The sequence below is a fragment of the Allomuricauda sp. d1 genome (assembly GCF_039592695.1).
Lineage (GTDB): Bacteria > Bacteroidota > Bacteroidia > Flavobacteriales > Flavobacteriaceae > Flagellimonas_A.
The window spans coordinates 201,252-221,455 of sequence record NZ_JBBUTK010000002.1 but is presented as its reverse complement, the minus strand read 5'-3'; the positions used below and the strand labels follow the sequence as shown (position 1 = coordinate 221,455).

Here is a 20,204-nt window from a genome sequence, read left to right as displayed (position 1 = left end):
ATGTTAGGTGTACGATGCTTGTTGAACACTAAAATTAAGCATTCGACTTTGAGCATCCAACAACAACATCATGCATTGGTCTATTCCTTAGGAAATCGTACCGTAAAAACCGTTCCCTTACCTATCTGTGATGTAAAATCGATACTGCCATGGTAGTTTTCGACAATGTTTCTGACCATGCCCAGACCAAGGCCCATTCCGCTTGACTTGGTGGTAAATTTAGGCTCAAATATCTTATCCTTGAAGTCGTCAGCTATGCCGATACCGTTATCGGCCACCGAAATTTTTACTTGGTTTCCCTCTGAAGCCACAGTGACCAATATTCTGGGGTTTTCAACTTCGGGAACGGCCTGTATCGCATTCTTCACCAGATTTGTGACCACGCGAATCAATTGGGTACGATCTAATTTGGCAATGATTTCATCCTCATCAGAGATAAAATGAATGTAGGGTTCGTGAAAAATATCCAGCGAAAGCTTTACCACCTTGACCACGTTCAGTGTCTCTTTTTGCTGGGCGGGCATATCGGCAAAATTTGAAAAGGCCGAAGCAATATTGCTCATCGTATCAATTTGCTGTACCAAGGTTTTTGAAAACTCTTTGACCTTGGTTTCTGCTTTGGGATCGTTCGGATTGAACTTTCGCTCAAAACTCTGCACGCTCAACCGCATCGGGGTCAACGGATTTTTTATTTCATGGGCCACCTGTTTGGCCATTTCACGCCATGCCTGTTCACGCTCACTACGTGCCAACTTGGCTGCACTCAGTTCGAGTTCGTCAATCATGTCATTGTACGAATGCACCAATTTGGCTATCTCTTCACTCGGTTCTTCAATGGTTATTTTTTCATTGCGCTTGGTCAATCTTGTTTGCGTCAATTTGTTTGAGATGGTCTGCAACGACCTTGTGATGTACTTAGAAATGAAATACGCCAAAATAATGGCCGCCAACAACATCAATACGTAAACGCCGCCCAATCGCCATAAAAACTCACGAAGCTCCATATTATTGAAGCGATTGTCTTCAAAATAGGGCAGGTTCATAATGCCTATTGGTTTAAACTTTAGGTCATTGATATAGGTGTATGAAGCCTGATAGGTCGCGCCGGCGGTTGATTTTTCTTCAACATACCGCTTATCAGGACTTTCCAACAATCGGTTCAGCACGTGGGTGTCCAAGCAGTTGGAAATGGAATCCAGCTCAAAAGTACGTTTTGAACTTTTGATGAGTTCACCCTCCAAATCATAAATATTAAAGTTAACATTCTGAACATCGGCAATCTTGTAGATTTCATTTTTGAAGATGTGCTGTAAATTTTCAGTGGTCACCGGATAGGTGGTCTCTTGAAAAGCATAGTCGATACTTTGCAGAATCTGTTCCTCCTTACGTTCCAGACGATTTTGGTGGTAGTCTTTTGATTGTTCACGGTATTGGTAAATGGTAACCCCCGCAATCAAGATAGAGGCAATGACCACCAATAAGATCATGGTGATGAAAATGCGTGACCGAAGCGAATTGCGCTTTAGCAAGACTGAAAGTTTTACCTAAAATAGCAATAATCAAGCCAAGTCAAATACAAATACAAACGTCAAACACAAATTCAAAAATTGAATTTCAGCGAAATAGTATTGTGTTTGTATTTGATTTTTGCGTTTGTATTTTTTTTATGCATCCGGATTTTTATCCTGTATACGCTTGTACAAACGGATGCCCAACATCAAGAGAATGCCCAGCAGTACAATGCCGACCACACCATAAATCCAATTCAAGGCATTTTTGAGCACCACCAAAAACACCACCGCGAACAGTATGAGTGTGGCGACTTCATTCCAAATTCTCATAAACCGGCTAGTATATTTTACCTCATCACGTTGTAATTGTTTGAAAATTTGGTGGCATTTGAAATGATAGATGAGCAGCAAGACCACAAAACCGAGCTTGACCTGCATCCATGGTTGTTTGACCCATTCGGGCATCAGATGAAGCAACCATAGGGCAAAAAGTGTGCAGAGAATGGCCGAGGGCCAGGTGATGATGTACCATAGCCGTTTGGTCATCAGCTTCAGCTGTTTTGTGAGGATTTCCCTTTCGGGGGATGGCTTTTCGCTTGCCTCAATATGGTAGATGAACAACCTTGGAATGTAAAACAGGCCCGCAAACCAAGTGACCACAAAAATGAGATGGAGGGCTTTGATGTAGTAGTAGAGTTCCATCATGTTGGCTTCTTTGATGGATTTTGATGGGTGTTGAAAACAGAATGAACTAGAATGGAAAAAATAATCACAAACGGAAACCTTTTGACTTTTGCTTGTCTAAAAGACTTGTATTGTTTTTGATATCTATAGGGCAATCGCTTAATGTTTTGTAATTCAACTTCAACGGCATTTAAAAAACGCTCTCCCAATCCATGCGACTTGCTTTCGTAAAAAACGTAGGCTTCAATAACCTCTTGGTTTGCTCTCGGTGACTTAACTATTTTGAGTTTCATCAAACGCTTTTCTCGCATTTTGCTTGACTTCTTCCCAGGTAAGTGTTTTCAATTCACCACGCAGGTATTTTTGATGCTCTTCCTCCAAAATCTTAAAATGCGCTTCGGGAATGGAATATTCTTCCTGTTCCTCATCCAACAATGCATTGACCCTGTCAAGCAGTTCTTCGGAATATGAGGCCGCCAAACGTTCCAATGCCCTTAGTTTTTTGGTTTCTATCGTTCCCATCCCTATGATTTTCAACTAAATTACAAATAAAGAGTTTTATCTAGCCGTAAAGTTCCGCTTGTGCGACGAGTGTAATTTAGCGTAATGTGAAAAACTCAGGGTAGGCAACCTCCCCTTTCTCCCTATCCGCCTCTGGCGGACGGGATTCATTCCCCTCCTCAACTGAGGAGGGGAGCTTAGTTTCTAATTAATCTTCGATTGAAAGATACTCCAATCCCAATTGGTTGAATTCCGCATTAAATTGCTTCATCTCTTCATCCACTAAAGAGTCAAAAGCCTGTAACTGGGCATTGATTTTACTGGTCATCTCTTGCTGTACGGCCACATCTTGGTCCGTCGGTGGAAAATCGTCTATGCTCACCAAACTGTTCAGGTGCGCCAACTTGTTGGTCAGGCGAATCGGAAAGTTCAACGGATCTTGGTTGCTGCGGTTTTTGGTCTGGTACAGCGCTTTTTCAATCTCTGAGAATTCCTCCTTCATTTTCTTCGCCTTTTCGACCAGTGCTTTTGTTTGTTCACTGTCTTTGTATTGGGTGATGAACGCCTCCAATTTTTCATTGACCTCACGGATTTTCTTGATGCTCTGGTGTGCATTATCCACGGTCTCGTTAATGCTTGTGATAAAATCGTATTGCTTTTGCATATCGGCCACGGATACTTCGGCCCTTGGGTCGGGTACAATCTTAAAGCTTTCGGTCTGGGTCTGCCCGTTGACATTCAGGCTCACTTTATAGTTGCCCGGTACGGCCTTAGCCCCATCGAGGTTGGCCCACCAGAGAATCATTCCGTCCAATTTTTCGGCTCCCTTGCCGCGCGTATCCCACACATGGGTATTACCGCCTTTCTCGATTTTGATTTTGTTTTCCTTCTTTTTGGCATGGTTGCCAAAATTCGCCAAGGTATCCCCTGACATGGAGAGGTAGGTCAACTGTACCGTGTCTTTTTCCTTATCAAAATTCTTGAGATAATAATGGGTTATTACACCATTCGGATGGTTCTGCCCCTCGGTCAGACTCGGATTATCGGCCGATTGTGCACTACCCTTGGTACGGTATGAATCTTTGGGGGCGAAAAGCTTCATATCCATTGATTTGGAAGCATCATCCAATTGGTGCAACACCGTCAAGTCGTCTAGAATCCACACACTTCTTCCCTGTGTGGCCACCACGAGATTATTATCCTTTAAGGCTAAATCCGTGATGGGTACGATTGGCAGGTTCAACTGGAATTTCTCCCAATCTCGTCCATCATTGAATGAAATGTACATACCCGTTTCTGTGCCTGCATACAATAGCCCTTTTCGCTTGGGGTCTTCTCGAAGTACGCGCGTAAAGTGCTCGCTTTCGATGCCATTGGTAATTTTTGTCCATGTTTGGCCATAATCGGTCGTTTTATAAAGATAGGGTGCAAAATCACCCAGCTTGTATTTAGTGCCAGTTATGTAGCAAGTACCCTCATCAAAGTTGGAGGGCTCGATGCTGTTGATCATCATCCATTCGGGCATGCCTGTGGGAGTCACATTTTCCCACGTCTGGCCGCCATCTCGGGTCACGTGTACCAATCCGTCATCACTGCCCACCCAAAGCAGGCCCTCTTTTAATGGACTTTCCTGAGCGGCGAAAATGGTACAATAATACTCCACGCCCGTGTTGTCTTGGGTAATCGGTCCACCTGAACTGACCAGTTTGTCTGGGTCGTTTCGGGTGAGATCATCACTCAACAATTGCCAACTCTGGCCTTCATTGGTACTCAGGTGCACATGGTTGGAAAAGGTGTAGAGTTTGTTGGAATCGTGCTTGCTAAAAATAATGGGGAAATTCCACTGAAAGCGGTATTTCATGCCCTCGGCACCGTACCCCATAGGATTATCGGGCCACACATTGATGCCCCGAACCGTATTGTTGTCGTGGTTGACACGGGTCAAAAATCCACCATAACTTCCGCCGTAGACAATATCACTGTTCTCGGGGTCGACCGCAATGTGCGCGCTCTCGCCCCCAGCGGTCGGCTCCCAATCATCCTCGTCGATGCCCCCGCCATCGCTCCGGTGTTTGATACGGATGGTGCTGTTATCCTGCTGAGCCACATAAATGCGATAGGGAAAAGCATCATCGGTGGTTACCCGATAAAATTGTGCAGTGGGTTGGTTGTAGTAGGTGCTCCAGGTCGTTCCGGCATCGTAAGAAACCTGTGCCCCGCCATCATCCCCAATGATCATGCGCTGGTTATTTTCGGGGGATATCCAGAGATCATGGTGGTCGCCATGGGGCGCGTTGAAGGTGTTGAACGTCTTGCCGCCATCGGTACTGCGATGGTAGCGTACATTGAGCACATAGACGATGTCCTCATCTTCAGTATCGGCATAGACACGGGTGTAGTACCACGCCCGTTGTCGCAATTTTCTTTCGGAATTTACTTGGGTCCATTTTTTACCCCCGTCATCAGAACGGTAGAGTCCGCCTTTTTCCTTGTGCTCGACGATGGCAAACACCCGCTGGGAATTCACAGGGGAAACCGACACCCCGATAATGCCCAGCGTATCTTTAGGGAAGCCCTCATTTTTGGAAATTTCCGTCCATGTCTCACCGCTATCGGTGCTCTTCCAAAGGGCAGAGCCTTCGCCCCCACTGCTCAAACTGTAGGGCGTACGCTGCGCTCGCCATGTACTGGCATACAAAATCCTTGGATTGTTTGGATCAAAAGTAAGGTCGACGGCCCCAGCATGGTCGTTGACAAAAAGCTTTTTGACCCATGTCTTACCGCCATCCGTACTTTTATAGACCCCTCGTTCTTGGGTAGGTTTGTAGATGTTGCCCAACACGGCGGCATACACCGTATTGTAATCGGTAGGGTGCACCCGGATTCGGGGTACGTGACGGCTTTTTTCGAGTCCGGCACGTTGCCAGGTCTTTCCGGCATCCTCGGTTTTCCAGATGCCGTAACCTGAGGACACGTTTCCGCGCAACGTTTTTTCACCACCGCCCACATAAATGACATTGGGGTCGCTTTGAGCCACTTCAACGGCGCCGATACTGCCTCCGAAATAGCCATCGGAAATATTCTTCCAAGTGCGGCCGCCATTTTCGGTCTTCCAAACGCCACCCCCAGTGGCACCAAAATAAAAGAGGTTGGGTTCGCCGGGCACCCCGGTCACGGCAGCCGAACGGCCACCGCGAAAGGGGCCGACCAAACGATATTCCAAACTGGAATAGAGTTCCGCTGGATATTCAGGCGTGGCCTGATTGTTTTTTCTGCGTTGTGATTGGGTAGGTAGGGTAAAAAAGGAAAGGGCCAAAAGGGCCAAACCGAGTTTGGCGTAATATTTTTTCATTTTCAGATAGTGTTGAATTAGTCGGTTTTAAATTTAGCAAAAGAATTTTTTTTATAACAAAAAATCAACACCAAACAAATTTCTATATGGCATTGCTTAGTTTTGATAACATTTAATTTACAATGAGATACTACGGTGCAAAAACAAAACTTCTCCCATTTATAGAGGAAGTGGTTAAATCAACTGGGATTAATGGTACATCAAATTTCGTCGATTTATTTGCTGGAACTACATCAGTTGGTCAGCATTTTAAAAGGTTAGGTTATACTGTTCTATCCAATGATATGCTGGAGTTTTCGTATGCTTTGTCAAAAAGCTATATAGAATTAAATAAAGTGCCTGAATTTAAAAAACTAAAGTCTAAACTAAAATTAAAAAATGGCACAAACACTTTGTTCGATTACTTAAATAAGCTTGATTACAATACTCAAGGATTCATTTATGAAAATTACTCGCCGAATGGCGATAGAATGTATTTCACTAATGAAAATGCCTTAAAAATAGACACGTATAGAACATTATTCGAAGAATGGAAAGACACAAAATTAGTTAATGAATTAGAGTATTATTATTTAATTACTTCCTTATTGCGTGGAGTAAATTTAGTCAGTAATGTTACTGGAACATATGGCGCGTATTTAAAGACTTGGGACAACAGAGCTCTAAAGCCTTTAATTCTTGAGGAAGTCCCAATTATTGAAAGCTCAACTAAAAATAAGGCTTTTAAAAAAGATGCTAACGAACTAATCAAAAATATTAAGCCTGATATTCTGTATTTAGACCCACCATATAATTCACGACAATATGCATCAAATTATTTTTTACTTGAATTAATTGCGGAAGGTTGGTTTGGGGAAAAGAAACCTGAAATCTATGGCAAAACAGGTATGAGAAATTATGAGCATCAAAAATCAGATTATTGCTCGAAAAACAAAGCTTTAAATGCTTTAGAAGATTTGGTGTTAAATGGAAGCAAGGCTAAATATATCCTTTTGAGCTATAACAATGAGGGTGTTATTAATCAAACAGGAATTCAAAAAGCCCTTGAAAGAGTTGGTGAAGTTGAAACAATGTTTGAAAATCATAAAAGATACCGAAGCATAAACCAAACTGTTGAAGATCCGCAATTGACTATGGAATTTGTTTACAAAGTAAAGCCAAAAAAGACAGTCAATAAAACCAACAATTTAACTGGCAGAGAATGGTTACAAAACTCCTTTAGCATATGGAGAGAATTAGGAAAGACTGATGAAGAAAGAAAGTTAAATCATCCAGCAATTTTCACTATAAAACTTGCCTCAAAATTAATTGATACTTTTTGCAAACCGAATGGTGGTAAAATTTTAGACCCTTTCGCTGGTTCTGGAACTACACTTTTGGCAGGTTTGATGAAAGAGAAAGAGGTTGTTGGATTTGACTTAAATCCAGAATTCAAAGAACTTTATATCAAGAGAGCTACTCAATCTTATAATTTCAATGAATACAATCTTACAAATAGTTATATAATCAATGACTCGAGATTTTTAACTAATCATATTGAAGAGAATAGTATTGATTTATGCATAACATCACCACCTTACTGGGATGTTCTAAATAGAAGAAGAACCGCAGATTATAAAGAAAATATCAATTACACTGACCAAAATGAAGATTTAGGGAACATTGAGGATTACAATGTATTTCTTCAATCTCTAAAAGAAGTCACAAGCGAAATATTTAAAAGTCTAAAACCCAAAGGATATTACATTCTAAATGTTATGGACTTAAGGAAGAAAAGTAATTTTTATCCTTTACATATGGATGCATCAATATTGGCTAAAGAAATTGGTTTCAGTTTAGAAGATATAATAATTTGGGATAGACAAAACGAGTATAACAATATGAGGCCACTTGGTTATCCATATAAATTCATTGTCAATAAGGTTCACGAGTATTTATTAATCTTAAGAAAGCCAGAATTAAAATGACCTCTCAAGAAATCAATGAAGCAATAAGATATTTTAATTCAATCAGAAATTCTGAAAGGATTCTTATTGAAGCCGAAATGAGACATAGAGACAAACAAAGATTTGATGATAGATACTTAAACTCTACTGGTAACACAGTCCCCAGTAATTCTTCACAACCACCATATTATGTTTGGGACCCCAACGCGGAGCCAGATTCTAAATGGGGCATTGAATTGAGAATTTATTTCGTTTCTGATAATAACACTCCTCAAGCACTATTAAGCCGAACAAGAAATAATAGTAGGCATGGCTATAACAGATTTGATAAGAGAATCAATTACAATAAACTTGTCTGGGAAATGTTTAACAATGGTTTTCTTTTGGGGCAGAATTAACTATGGAGAAAAATAAAATATCAAGTTTTTTGACTCCTGATATATCCTATTTATTAGGATTGATAACTGGAAGAGGAGAAATCCAATACAATCAGGATGTAAAAAAAATTATTATTGATTTTGAATACAAGAGTCAAAAAGTAACTGCTGGCAAGTTGGATTTAAACCAAAAGCTACATATCCAAACAAGTCTTGACAAAGTTGTTGCGAGACTTCAAAATATGGGAATAAATGTCGCCAAAGACGTTTCTGAAAATAGCATCTCTTTAGTTTTAAAATGGGATAAAGAAGATATTGCTTGGCTATTCATAAAGTTTTTAATTAATGGCACGAGATTTAGTTATCATGATTTCCAAGTGCCAAACCCTATATTTGAATCAACTGAAATCAATAAAAAGGAATTTATTCGTGGCATTGGAGATGTCACAGGATATGTTAGACCTTCTAACTATTATGGTTTTTCAGAACCTTATAGACACCGTGTATATTTAGAAATTACTCAAAAAAATTGGCATTTACCCCCTCAATTATGCAATCTATTGCAATCTGTTGATGTTCCTATTCAAAATATAAATTATGGTCATCCAAATTTAAGAGACCCGAATAACAAAAAAGGTAATAGGTTTTGGGCTAAGGAACATCAAATGAAAATTTTTGCTGAAGACTATCAAAAAATTGGGTTTTATATTTCCCACAAGGAACAAGCCTTAACAGAACTCTCTGAAATAAACAAATCAAATTTTGATGCCAGTATTCCACTGTGTGATGGGACCTCGAGCAGAAGTAGAACAAAACCTAAACATCCAGATGAAAGAGACCCTGAATTGCCAAAAGAGATAAGAAGCAAACACTTTGATGGATATAAAGAGATTTGTAATTGTTTAAACTGTTACATGCAGAACTAATGTACAGCAATGAAATAGAAATGTATCCAGACATCATAGTTTGGCTTGAGAAAAGACTCAAGGGAGATTATGGTAGAAAGGCTAAAAAAATCACTGTTATAGACACCCATGATAGCGACTTATCTAATTTCATAATGAAGTTAAATTATCAAAAGTATTTCCCTGAGTTCACAACATATAAAATCCGTCAAGACATTACGGGTTTTATAGAATATGATGAAAAAGTTGATTTAGTTTTTGTAGAGTGTAAAAATTCAAAACTAACTTTGATTAACTTATCTCAACTGATTGGTTATTCTTGTATTGCCTTACCAGTATTTTCTATTTTAATTGCTCCCCAAGGAATGGGAACAACTTTGAATAAACTATTGACTTCGTTTAATCGGAAAGACGTTCTTGAATATCGACCGAAAAGAAGAATTGAAGTTTTGAAATGGGATTTTAACAAACAAGACATAGACTATATGAATAGTGCCCTATAAACATTTAAAATTAGGTTCATATTCCCTTGTTCGAAGAATTTGATGATTTAATTTCAAAAAGGCCAAAAAATCGTGCATGTTCGGTCTTACGCACACAAAAAAACGCCATTTGTTGTGCACGTTTTAGTTTTATGCACAACCGCACTACTTTTTTTGTGCATACTGCTAGAAAATAATAATTTATGAACAAGTCGCTACTTTTTCTGGTCTTGGTATTTATATTCTCCTGCCAACCCAAACCCGCCCAAAAAGAACAGCCTAAGAACACCACTCAAACCAAACTCACCAAAACCCATATCGACCCCGCCCAAGGCTATTCGCAAGCAGTTGCGGTCGAAGCAAACGGGGTCAAAACCATTTACATCTCTGGTCAAGTGGGTACGGGCGATGATTTTGAGGCCCAGTTTCGCGATGCCATCGGCAAACTGTTGCAAACCCTTGAAAACTCCGGGGCCACCTTTGGCGACGTGGTCAAGTACACCACCTTTGTGGTCGATTACCAACCTGAATACCTCGACACCTTTCGTGCCGTTCGCAAAGAATTGCTGGGCGATACCGACATGCCCGCCAGTACCCTCGTCGGAGTGCCAACCTTGGGGCTGCCCGAATGGGGTGTGGAGATTGAGGCGGTGGCGGTAGTTGAAACAAAATAAGCTCCCCTCCCTGGTCAGGGTAGGGGTGGTTTTGCGAAGCAAAAGTGGGGTGGGTTGGCAATCCCCTCCGTCTTGTGCGGTGCACAATCCACCTCCCCTTGGCTTAGGGGAGGAACCGTGTTATGTAATCATGCGTGAATACTCTGCCTATTTTCAGCTTCGATGGAAATCCGGTGATTGCTTTGTTGAAGTGAAGTAAGTCCCTTTTATTCTTTCATTTCTTTTGTTCGCGCAAAAGAAACGAAACAAAGAAAAGCGCGCCTTCTCCAGAGGCATTTTTTTCCTTTAGTAAAAAATGACCTCACTTTTGCCATGGCTTCGGCTGGCACTTTACTTCAAATGCAAATCGTTGCATTTTCCGTGCAGTCCTGCTTCGTCTATGCTGCGGAGAAGGAAAACCTTATTACAACATAATCCATTACCGGCCTATTTTCAGCTTCGATAGAAATCCAAGGAATTTTTACTGTGGCTGATGGAAGGCATCCAGAGAGCATTGTACAGAGTACAAGCGGTCTGGATGCCGTGGCCGTGGAAAATCCGTAGATTTCAAGAAGCGGAAAATCAACCTAGATTTTTTTGAATACTTTTTTCATCGATGGAAAAAAGTATTGGATATACATTTAATCAATCCCCTCCGCTCTCGACTTCGCCGAGACCACCTGTGCATTCCTCTCCCCCGAACTTTCGGGGTCGTCGGATGCAATAACTAAGGGGAGGAGCTATTTTTATTTAACTATGCGTGAAATACACGACCTATTTTCAACTTCAATAGAAATACGGATGTTCGATTTAATGTGGAACCGAAGATTTTCCAGGAATATAGGGTGGTGCCTGCGTGATAGTCCCAATGTTTTGGGGTGATATGTGGACAAATTTTCACTACCTTGTAAGTAGCAACCCCCTAATCCCCAGCCTTATGAAACCGTTACAATTTTTTCTTGGTCTTTTTTGCTTTCTTTTTTTGGTGCCCTCAACCGCTCAACAATCCCAAAATTTTTACCGCTATGACGACGGTCGAGTCAAAATCAGTACAAAAACAGGCATCAAAGACACGCTTATCTTTCATAGCGACGTACAAGACGATTTTGCGATGACTTCAGGGGCCATTTCGTTGGTATTAGGAATTTTGGTGCCCAAATTGGTGGAGAACGTGCCAAAACTTTTCTACAATCCCGAAAACTATATCAAAGAATCGTTGGTCAGTAGAAGTTTTTTGCATCGCGATGGCTCTTTTACCCGATTGGGCGAACTGCACCACATTGAATATCGAAAAATGGCGGGCGACGAACCCTTGGCCCTCTTTAATTTTACCATCGGCGACACGTTTATGGACAATGGCTATCTGGACATTGAACTCGCCTCTGCCAAAATCAACCATACTGCGGTACAGTTGACATCCCAAAACCATAACCTCAATGTGGTGGTCGAGGTGTTTTTTCACTACTACGATGCCAAACAACTCAAATTGGTGCATGTGGTAGAGCCGTTTGTCATCAACAATGCGGTCACCGGACCATTGTACCAACCCAAAGACCAAAAAATACGGCTGATCCCCAAATTTGCACTCTTGGAGAGTATTGAGGTCAAGGTCACCGAAGTCAATGCCCGAAAAAAAGACTGGGATGCCTATCTGTCACTCTACCAAGAACACTCGGGCAAGCTCAGCGGCTATTTGTTAGGGCTTATCAATCAATAAAAAACCATGAAAATAAAGCTCCTTCTTCTCTCTATATTTTTGACTTGTGCATGCAAGCAAGCGCCTAAAAGACCAGCTTCTGAAAAAGTGCAGATCGATACCTTGCAAGGTCGCTCGCTTTTGGGCACTCCACTCGTGAGCCAGCAGATTAAATTTCAAGGTGAGAACAAGGTCAAAAACTTTAAGGGAGCACTTGATACTTATAAAAAAGAACCTGGCAGTGCCGAAAACATCATTTGGCTGGGGCGGCGTTTGGCCTATTTGGGCGATTATCAAAGGGCGATAAAGGCCTATACCGAGGGCATTGAAAAATTTCCTGATGATGCACGCTTCTATCGTCACCGTGGGCATCGGCACATCTCTACCCGCCAACTCGACCAAGCCATTGCCGATTTGGAGGAAGCGGCACAATTGATTCAAGGCACTGAAGATGTGGTTGAGCCCGATGGCATTCCCAATCGGTTGAACCAACCCGTTTCTTCACTTCACACGAACATTTATTACCATCTGGGATTGGCCTATTACCTCAAAGCCAATTGGCCCAAGGCCTTGGAGCACTTTCAGAACTGTTATGATGCCTCGACCAACGACGATATGCGGGTGGCAGCATCCCATTGGCTGTATATGATCTTACGGCGTATGGAAAGACCTGATGAGGCCGAACAACTACTTGAATCCATTTCCCCCGAAATGGAAATCATCGAAAATGAAGGCTACCATCAGCTATTGCTTTTTTATAAGGGCGAAATCGAAGCGTCCGAATTGAGTGGCAACGTAGCGGTCGGATCGAGCGAAGCGGTACAATATGGCATTGCCCATTGGCACCAGTACAACGATGAGCCTGAAAAAGCCAAACAGTTGTACACTGATCTGTTGGCGAGTGGCAATTGGGCCGCCTTTGGCTATATTGCCGCCGAGGCAGAACTGGCAAGATGGCCCAAGGGCAAACAATAACGTAAACACAAAATTCAATTGGATGAAAAAACCATTTTTGATATGCTGTCTTTTAGTGGCAACCTTTACCATTGGGCAAACGAACCCTACTGACGAAGAGCTCATAAAAGCAGTATTGGAAACCCAACGAACCGCTTGGAACAACCATGACCTTAGTGCCTTTATGGAAACCTATTGGAAATCAGATGCCCTTACCTTCTATGGCAGCTCGGGTGTGGTAAGGGGCTGGCAGGCCACTATGGAAAGGTACCAAAAAAGCTATCCGACCCCAGCACATTTTGGGCAGCTGCGCTTTGTGCTGAACGATATCACAGAAATATCCGACGATGCCTATTACGTGCTGGGAGAGTTTTATCTAACGCGCGAAGTCGGTAATGCCAAGGGCATCTTTATGTTGGTGATGAAAAAAATCGAGGGGGATTGGAAAATCGTGGCAGATACTTCATGTACTACCCCATGAGGATTACCAAACAAAATAGGCGAACTGCCAAAAGTGGTGCCATGACCAAAAGCTATCTTTTACCATTGCTGTTTCTTTTAAGCGTTGCCATGTGCTGGTCACAGACCCGCATACGCGATTATGGCGTTGAAATTGGTGTTTTACGCCCCGGAAAATTAAATGCGATTACCGATGTGCAGGGAGTTCAGGTAGGCCATCTCACTAGAATCGAAGCAGATTCAATTCGCACGGGAGTCACCGCCATTTTACCCCATTCTGGGAATCTCTTTCAAGAAAAAGTCCCTGCCGCCATTTATATCGGCAATGGCTTTGGCAAGCTGGCCGGATACAGCCAAGTGAAAGAATTGGGCAATTTGGAAACGCCCATCATTCTGACCAATACCCTAAGTGTACCAACCGCTGTGAATGCAATCATCGGATATACTTTGGAGCAAAACGGAAACGAAAATGTGCGCTCCGTAAACGCTGTGGTGGGTGAGACCAATGATGGCTACTTGAATGACATAAGAGGGCGCCATACTACCGAAAAAGATGTTTTGGAAGCCATAAAAAATGCTTCCACAGGTACAGTGGCGGAAGGAAACGTCGGTGCGGGTACCGGAACGGTCTGTTTTGGTTTTAAAGGAGGAATTGGCACTTCTTCAAGGGTGCTTCCCCAGAAATCAGGAGGCTATACCGTTGGTGTGTTGGTGCAAAGTAATTTTGGAGGTGTTCTGCAGGTTGCGGGCGTTGAAGTGGGGAAGCAATTGGGGCAATATTCCGATAGTTTTAAATATTCGCCCGACGGTTCGTGTATGATCCTGGTCATGACGAATGCCCCATTGGATTCACGAAATCTTGAACGTCTGGCCAAAAGGGCCATGCTAGGATTGGCTAAAACTGGGGGTATTGCCAGTAACGGAAGTGGCGATTATGTCATTGCGGTCTCGACCGCGGAGGAATGTCGGATTCCTTATAAAACTGACAACTTAATCCAAAAACGACCTTCCTTACGAAACGAGGCCATGACACCCTTATTCTTGGCCACCATTGAAGCCACTGAGGAAGCCATCTTAAATTCCCTTTTCGCTGCCGAAACCATGACCGGAAGAAACGGACACATCATTGAGGCCCTTCCCAAAGAGAAAGTTTTGCAGATGCTCAGGGATGCTGGTAAAATCAAATAGTCCATATAAACATGGAAGGTTTAACACTGTAGATTTCTCATCGCTTTGCTCTGTCGAAATGACCAAAAACGGCCTATTTTTTCCTGTGTAGCAAATTCATAAGTTTTTGTATGGGCTGAAGGAAGTCGTCCATAGAGTATTCCGATGCAATCGGAAACGGTCTGGACAACGCGGAACAAAAGCTTTTAAGAATTTCAAACAGGAAAAAATCAGCCTAGATTTTGACTGCATCCGACGACTTCAATTCATTGAAGGAGAGGAATGCACTTTTTCATCGATGGAAAAAAGTATTGTAATACAAAACATTAGGTTTAAAAGTAAACCCTTTCCGACCCAACTTCATTGGCCCACCTTTCCCTGTTTAGGGAAAGGAGCTTTAAATTACTGAGTGCTCAGCGCATAAATCGCAAACGAACCCAACCAGTGCCCTCCTTCATAGCTATCCCCCATTAGATTGGGAAAGGAATACGCTACGTACTCGTGTGCTAAAGGCAATAAATGCCCATATTCCTCAGGATATTGTTCGGCAAGGCCAAAAAGCACCCAAGCGCGACTAAAATTTAAGCCATCCAAATGCACCAATTGGCCATCTTCACGGTCGCCCACAAGGGCAACATCAATTTTGAAATCAGCTTCCTTCAATTTGGGAAGGAATTGATCCATCCAAACTAAGAATTCTTCTTTCGTCAGGATTCGTCGCATGAGATCTAGTTCCTCAAAACAGGGGGAAAGAAAATCGGCACCACTGGGTTCCCAATTGAGAGGACATCCAACATCCCCCTTATAAAAAAACAGCGCCCTATTTCGAATTGCTTCGAGCAATGCTTCATTATTTAAGGTTTCGGCATAATCCCATGCAAAAGATAGTCCAAAAGCTGTATTGGTATGGGTACCTACCCGAACAGGATATTGTAATTTGGGCAGATAATCGACTAATTTCTGGGCTATTAAATCGGACAGGGGTTTTAAGTTTTCTTCCAATTCCCTTGCCAATGGGTCATCCCAAGTATGGATTTCCTCGGCCAGCTTCAACAGCCACCCCCAACCATAGGTGCGTTCGTAATTTTTGTTGTGCTTGCCATCAAAATAGGCAACTTCTTGCTCAATGTTTTCCTTGGAAAGGTTCGCCTTTAAAATGGCTTTAATTCGATTGGCTTCATCCAGTTGTGGATACGTTTTCAACAACTCCACCATGGACCAATGGCCATGCACGGCCGAATGCCAATCAAAACAGCCATAAAAAGCGGGGTGCAATACTTTGGGTTCGCTCAAATCATCACCACTTCCCAAAACATGGCCCAATTTGTTGGGATATTCCTTTTTCACACATTCCAAGGGCAGGGTGGCCAGTACATTGGCCTGTTCCAAGGTCAAATCTATCATCTCAATAGTGGAAACCTTTTCTGCTTCTGAAGCATCATTCTTTTTGTCCTTATCAACAGAAATAACGCACCCAACAAATAGTGCAGAAAGAAGGGGGAGGACATAAAACGGATAGCTTTTCATGTTTAAATAGGTTGGATTGGGAGGCAATGTAACAAAACCCCTTCATTTTACACTAATCCATTACGGGCAAACGCTTTGAAACCTTTGCAAAATCAATGCAGCAAAGGGCTCATTTTTTCTTAGCTTTAAAATCCAAACATTAAAACACTACATCGATGGGAATATTTGACAAAATCAAGGAAAAACTGAGCCATGAATTTATCGACATTGTTGAATGGCTCGACTATACTGACGATACCATTGCGCACCGGTTTGAGCGTTACCAGAACGAAATCAAGAACGGGGCAAAACTGATTGTACGTGAAGGCCAAACAGCCGTTTTTGTGAATGAGGGTCAACTGGCCGATGTGTTTATCCCAGGCACCTACGACCTGACCACCAAAAACCTGCCCGTTCTGGCCACGCTGAAGGGGTGGAAATATGGTTTCAACTCCCCATTCAAGGCCGAGGTCTATTTTGTGAATACCCACCTGTTCACTGATGAGAAGTGGGGTACTAAAAATCCGATTACCTTGAGTGATGACCGATTCGGTTTGGTTGAAATCCGTGCGTTTGGCACGTATGCCTTTAAGATTTCCGATGCCGGGAAGTTTATCATTGATATCGTCGGAACGGACAATAACTTCACCAATTTTGAAATCAACGAACACCTCAAAAGTTTGATTGCCACGAGATTTACCGATACGGTCGGGGAAGCCAATCTGCCCATCGAGCTCTATGCTGCCAATACTTCCGAACTTTCGGAAACCTGTCGTGAGGTGATGGCGCCCGAATTTGAGTTCGTCGGAATTTCTTTGGAAAAATTTTACATCGAAAACGTTTCCATGCCCGAAGATCTCAAGAAGGAAATTTTTGAATACAGCCGATTGGACAAACTGGATATGCAGAAATTGGCGCAATTTAAAGCAGCCAAGGCTATGGAAGCTGCTGCCAAAAACGAAGGTGGTACTGCAGGAGCTGGAATGGGCATGGGCATGGGCTTCGTGCTGGCCCAGCAAATGGGCAACATGGTGGGCGGTACGCAGATGGGAGCCCAGCAAACGTTTCCGCCATCCGCCGTAGGCGGAGCAGCAGCCGTTCCACCGCCGATGCCAGCCGCAGTGCAGTATTATTATGCCCTGAACGGAGCACAACAAGGCCCCGTTTCTTTTGACCAATTAAAGGCATTGTTCGCCAACCGCACCATCAATAAGGAAAGTTTGGTCTGGAAACAGGGCATGGGCGGTTGGGCAGCCTTACAGGAAGTGGAGGAACTGAAATCATTTTTGGGGGGCAATACGCCGCCGCCGTTGCCTGATGCATAGAAAAGTATGGGTAAATTCGGCCTATTTTTTAACGCGTAGGAAATCCAAAGTTTTCAAAGGAAAAGACATGGGAGGCGTCCAAAGAGTATTCCGACCTGTCGGAAACGGTCTGGACGCCGAGGATTTGAAAACTAGCCCGATTTCAAGCTTTAAAAAATCAGCCTAGATTTTGACTGCATCCGACGACTTCAATTCATTGAAGGAGAGGAATGCACCTTTTCATCAATGGAAAAAGTATTGAACAATTAAATTAAAAATCCCTTTCATTTTCTTTGCTTGTCCAAAGAAAACGAAACAAAAGAAAGGACACTTTCTCCGCACGAATTTTTCTTTGGCTTTGCCAAGAAAACCAATGGCAGAACTTCGCCATCCGCCTTTGGCGGGCGAGTACCAATCGAAGCTTCCACCATTTATTCTCGGAGAAAGAACAACACAATTGGAACTAACCACCCATTGGGATAAAAATAGATTCCCGCCTTCGCGGGAATGAAAAAATGGAGATTAAATCTACTGAACTCAAAAAACCCTGCATCAACTGCGGGGCAGAGCTGAAATACCGCCCGGGTACCAAGAACATCCATTGTGAATATTGTGGACATCAAGAAACCATTGCATTGGGGGAAACCCAATTTGAGGAGTTGGAACTATATCCTTACCTCAAAGAAATGGGCGCCCAAAAGCATAGCGAGGAAGTTTCGATGCTACATTGCAAAAACTGTGGCGCTACCCAGCACGTAGAGGAAAACTATAAATCGCTCCACTGCGTCTATTGCAGCATGCCCTTGGTGCTTAAAGACCAGTACAAAGAAGAGTGGATTTTGCCCGGTGCCGTTTTACCTTTTCAGATTGATCAGAAAAGGTCATTTCAGATTTTTCAAAAATGGGTCAAATCGTTGTGGTTTGCACCGAACAATCTCAAAAAAGCGGCATTGGACCCCCAATTCACCAAAGGTTTGTACCTACCCTACTGGACGTTTGATGCCCAATTGAAAGCGACCTATTCAGGGCAACGGGGCGAATATTATTACGAAACGAAAAGAGTTCGGAACTCCCAAGGAAAAATGGTACAACAGCGTGTGCGAAAAACACGCTGGTATCCCGCCTCAGGGCAAGTTTCCGGTTTTGTGGACGATACTCTGGTGGAGGCCTCAAAACAGCGTAAAGGAAGGGTTCCGTCTAAAATTGCACGTTGGAACCTAAAACTGCTGCAACCCTTTAACTCCAGTTTTTTAAGGGGATTTGTCACTGAAAAATATACCATTCCCCTAAAACAAGGGCATTTAACGGCAAAGGGAGAAGCAGAAGAAATTGCTAGACGTTGGTGTCGGCAGGATATTGGCGGTGATACCCAACGGGTCACCAGTATGGATATGCGATTGAGCGAAGAGACCTTCAAGCATATTCTATTGCCCGTTTATATCAGTGCCTACCGCTACAATGGCAAGGAATACAACTTCTTTGTAAACGGCGAAAACGGTCAGATTTCAGGCACACGCCCCTATAGTTTTTGGAAGATTTTCTTTGCTGTGATTTTGGGGTTGGCTGTAGTTGGCCTCATTGTCTTTTTGAGCCAATAATTGCGAGTCGCAATTAGAACACCAAACAAACAGGAGCTCCAATTTCAAACTGACCAGTATATTCTAGAGTTCCCTTTTTTGCATCTCTTCTAAAAACCGTGATGTTGTTGCTCTTTTGGTTGGCGACCAAAAGATGGTTTCCGCTGGGACTCAATATAAAATTTCGGGGCCAGTCGCCGTGAACCGATTCGCGACTTACCAAACTGATTTTACCAGAAGATGCATCCACAGAAAAAATGACAATCGTATTTTCCCCACGATTCGAGCCATATAAAAATTTTCCGTCAGGCGATAAATGAATGTCGGCACAAGAGTTTTCCCCATCATAATCACTTGCCAAAGTGTCTTCAGTTTGAATCGGATTATAACTTCCTTCCTCATCCTTTTGAAAAACGGTAATCGTCGAATTCAATTCATTGATGACATACAGAAAAGACCTATCGGCATTAAATGTGAAATGTCGTGGCCCTGCGCCATCGGGCAAGTCAATCGAATTTTGATGGGCTGCAACCCAGCCGCCCTCTTTTTTTTCATAACGTTTCAGGCCATCTAAACCCAAATCAGTGGCAAAAAGTCCATCTGCATTGAAATGGGCTTTGTGCGCATGGGCTTCTCGTGTGGTATCGAGGACTTTGTGGTCAATGAGTTGTCTCTCGCCCAAGCTTCCATCCGCTTCCAGATTGAAGATGGCCAAGTTGCCACCGGTATAGTTCGAGACCGCCAATTGTCCCTCGCTTGAAAGGGCAACATGACAAGGATGAGCCCCACCTGAGCCTTTGCTGTTCAACTCTTTTAAAAGTCCATCCTCAAAAGAAAAAGCGGTGACCCCACCGCCCAATGAATCAAAATCCGCAGTTTCTTGAACCGCATACAGGTGTTTTCTATCCTCGGAAACTGCCAAAAATGAAGGATTGGGCAGTTTAGCCTTAGGCTGTAGGGAATCTAAGCTTCCTGTCTCGGAATTGAATTGCAGCGAATAGATACCTTCGCTTTGGCCATCAGTGTATGTTCCCACAAATACGGTTTGGGTTTCCATAGGCTTATGTTTTTCGGTGCATGAAAAAAGGAGTATAAAAACGACTCCAAAAAGCATTGGTTTGATCATGGTT

Annotated in this window: 16 protein-coding genes; 10 read left to right on the top strand and 6 right to left on the bottom strand. The window is 42.8% G+C overall.

All coding sequences use genetic code 11. The features are described 5' to 3' along the window. Nucleotides 1-80: 80 nt before the first annotated feature. The 4 genes from AAAH86_RS07995 to AAAH86_RS07980 all read right to left on the bottom strand — a co-directional run bounded on the left by AAAH86_RS07995 (nucleotide 81) and on the right by AAAH86_RS07980 (nucleotide 6,048). Nucleotides 81-1,487, bottom strand: coding sequence for an ATP-binding protein (locus tag AAAH86_RS07995; RefSeq protein ID WP_343487846.1), 1,407 nt, complete (start codon nucleotides 1,485-1,487; stop codon nucleotides 81-83). A gap of 177 nt (nucleotides 1,488-1,664) precedes the next feature. After that, a complete protein-coding gene (locus AAAH86_RS07990) occupies nucleotides 1,665-2,216 on the bottom strand; it encodes a CopD family protein (RefSeq protein ID WP_343487042.1) in 552 nt (183 codons plus the stop codon). A gap of 252 nt (nucleotides 2,217-2,468) precedes the next feature. Next, nucleotides 2,469-2,717: a hypothetical protein gene (locus AAAH86_RS07985; RefSeq protein WP_343487041.1), complete on the bottom strand. Its 249-nt coding sequence runs from the start codon at nucleotides 2,715-2,717 to the stop codon at nucleotides 2,469-2,471. Nucleotides 2,718-2,904: 187 nt separating this feature from the next. Continuing rightward, nucleotides 2,905-6,048 carry a glycosyl hydrolase gene (locus tag AAAH86_RS07980; protein WP_343487040.1) on the bottom strand — a complete coding sequence of 1,048 codons (3,144 nt, stop codon included), beginning with the start codon at nucleotides 6,046-6,048 and terminating at the stop codon, nucleotides 2,905-2,907. A 122-nt stretch (nucleotides 6,049-6,170) separates the two neighbouring features. Between AAAH86_RS07980 and AAAH86_RS07975 the strand changes: the two genes are divergently transcribed. From AAAH86_RS07975 to AAAH86_RS07940, 8 genes are all read left to right on the top strand, one after another. Continuing rightward, nucleotides 6,171-8,015, top strand: coding sequence for a DNA adenine methylase (locus tag AAAH86_RS07975; RefSeq protein WP_343487039.1), 1,845 nt, complete (start codon nucleotides 6,171-6,173; stop codon nucleotides 8,013-8,015). Between the two features lie 379 nt (nucleotides 8,016-8,394). Further along, complete coding sequence (locus tag AAAH86_RS07970) at nucleotides 8,395-9,297, top strand: hypothetical protein (protein ID WP_343487038.1); 903 nt, start codon at nucleotides 8,395-8,397, stop codon at nucleotides 9,295-9,297. Continuing rightward, nucleotides 9,297-9,779 (top strand): hypothetical protein, encoded by a 483-nt coding sequence (locus AAAH86_RS07965; protein WP_343487037.1) that lies wholly within the window; start codon nucleotides 9,297-9,299, stop codon nucleotides 9,777-9,779. Before AAAH86_RS07970 ends, AAAH86_RS07965 begins: the two co-directional genes overlap by 1 nt. 182 nt (nucleotides 9,780-9,961) lie before the next feature. Continuing rightward, nucleotides 9,962-10,432: a RidA family protein gene (locus tag AAAH86_RS07960; RefSeq protein WP_343487036.1), complete on the top strand. Its 471-nt coding sequence runs from the start codon at nucleotides 9,962-9,964 to the stop codon at nucleotides 10,430-10,432. A gap of 916 nt (nucleotides 10,433-11,348) precedes the next feature. Continuing rightward, complete coding sequence (locus AAAH86_RS07955) at nucleotides 11,349-12,128, top strand: hypothetical protein (protein ID WP_343487035.1); 780 nt, start codon at nucleotides 11,349-11,351, stop codon at nucleotides 12,126-12,128. 6 nt (nucleotides 12,129-12,134) lie between these two features. Next, entirely contained in the window at nucleotides 12,135-13,082 is a 948-nt protein-coding gene (locus AAAH86_RS07950; protein WP_343487034.1) for a tetratricopeptide repeat protein, read from the top strand. Between the two features lie 22 nt (nucleotides 13,083-13,104). Then, the gene (locus AAAH86_RS07945) at nucleotides 13,105-13,542 is read left to right on the top strand and encodes a nuclear transport factor 2 family protein (protein WP_343487033.1); all 438 of its coding nucleotides are present in this window, start codon (nucleotides 13,105-13,107) and stop codon (nucleotides 13,540-13,542) included. Further along, nucleotides 13,527-14,708 carry a P1 family peptidase gene (locus AAAH86_RS07940; protein WP_343487032.1) on the top strand — a complete coding sequence of 394 codons (1,182 nt, stop codon included), beginning with the start codon at nucleotides 13,527-13,529 and terminating at the stop codon, nucleotides 14,706-14,708. Before AAAH86_RS07945 ends, AAAH86_RS07940 begins: the two co-directional genes overlap by 16 nt. A gap of 381 nt (nucleotides 14,709-15,089) precedes the next feature. Here AAAH86_RS07940 and AAAH86_RS07935 read toward each other — a convergent pair whose 3' ends face one another. Further along, nucleotides 15,090-16,214, bottom strand: a complete 1,125-nt coding sequence (locus AAAH86_RS07935; RefSeq protein ID WP_343487031.1) for a DUF2891 domain-containing protein — start codon at nucleotides 16,212-16,214, stop codon at nucleotides 15,090-15,092. Between the two features lie 155 nt (nucleotides 16,215-16,369). Here AAAH86_RS07935 and AAAH86_RS07930 point away from each other — a divergent pair, with 155 nt between their 5' ends. Together AAAH86_RS07930 and AAAH86_RS07925 are read left to right on the top strand one after the other, a co-directional pair. Beyond that, complete coding sequence (locus AAAH86_RS07930) at nucleotides 16,370-17,518, top strand: SPFH domain-containing protein (protein WP_343487030.1); 1,149 nt, start codon at nucleotides 16,370-16,372, stop codon at nucleotides 17,516-17,518. A gap of 494 nt (nucleotides 17,519-18,012) precedes the next feature. Then, nucleotides 18,013-19,095 carry a DNA helicase PriA gene (locus AAAH86_RS07925; RefSeq protein WP_343487029.1) on the top strand — a complete coding sequence of 361 codons (1,083 nt, stop codon included), beginning with the start codon at nucleotides 18,013-18,015 and terminating at the stop codon, nucleotides 19,093-19,095. A 13-nt stretch (nucleotides 19,096-19,108) separates the two neighbouring features. Here AAAH86_RS07925 and AAAH86_RS07920 read toward each other — a convergent pair whose 3' ends face one another. Continuing rightward, nucleotides 19,109-20,131, bottom strand: a complete 1,023-nt coding sequence (locus AAAH86_RS07920; RefSeq protein WP_343487028.1) for a lactonase family protein — start codon at nucleotides 20,129-20,131, stop codon at nucleotides 19,109-19,111. Nucleotides 20,132-20,204 lie beyond the last annotated feature (73 nt).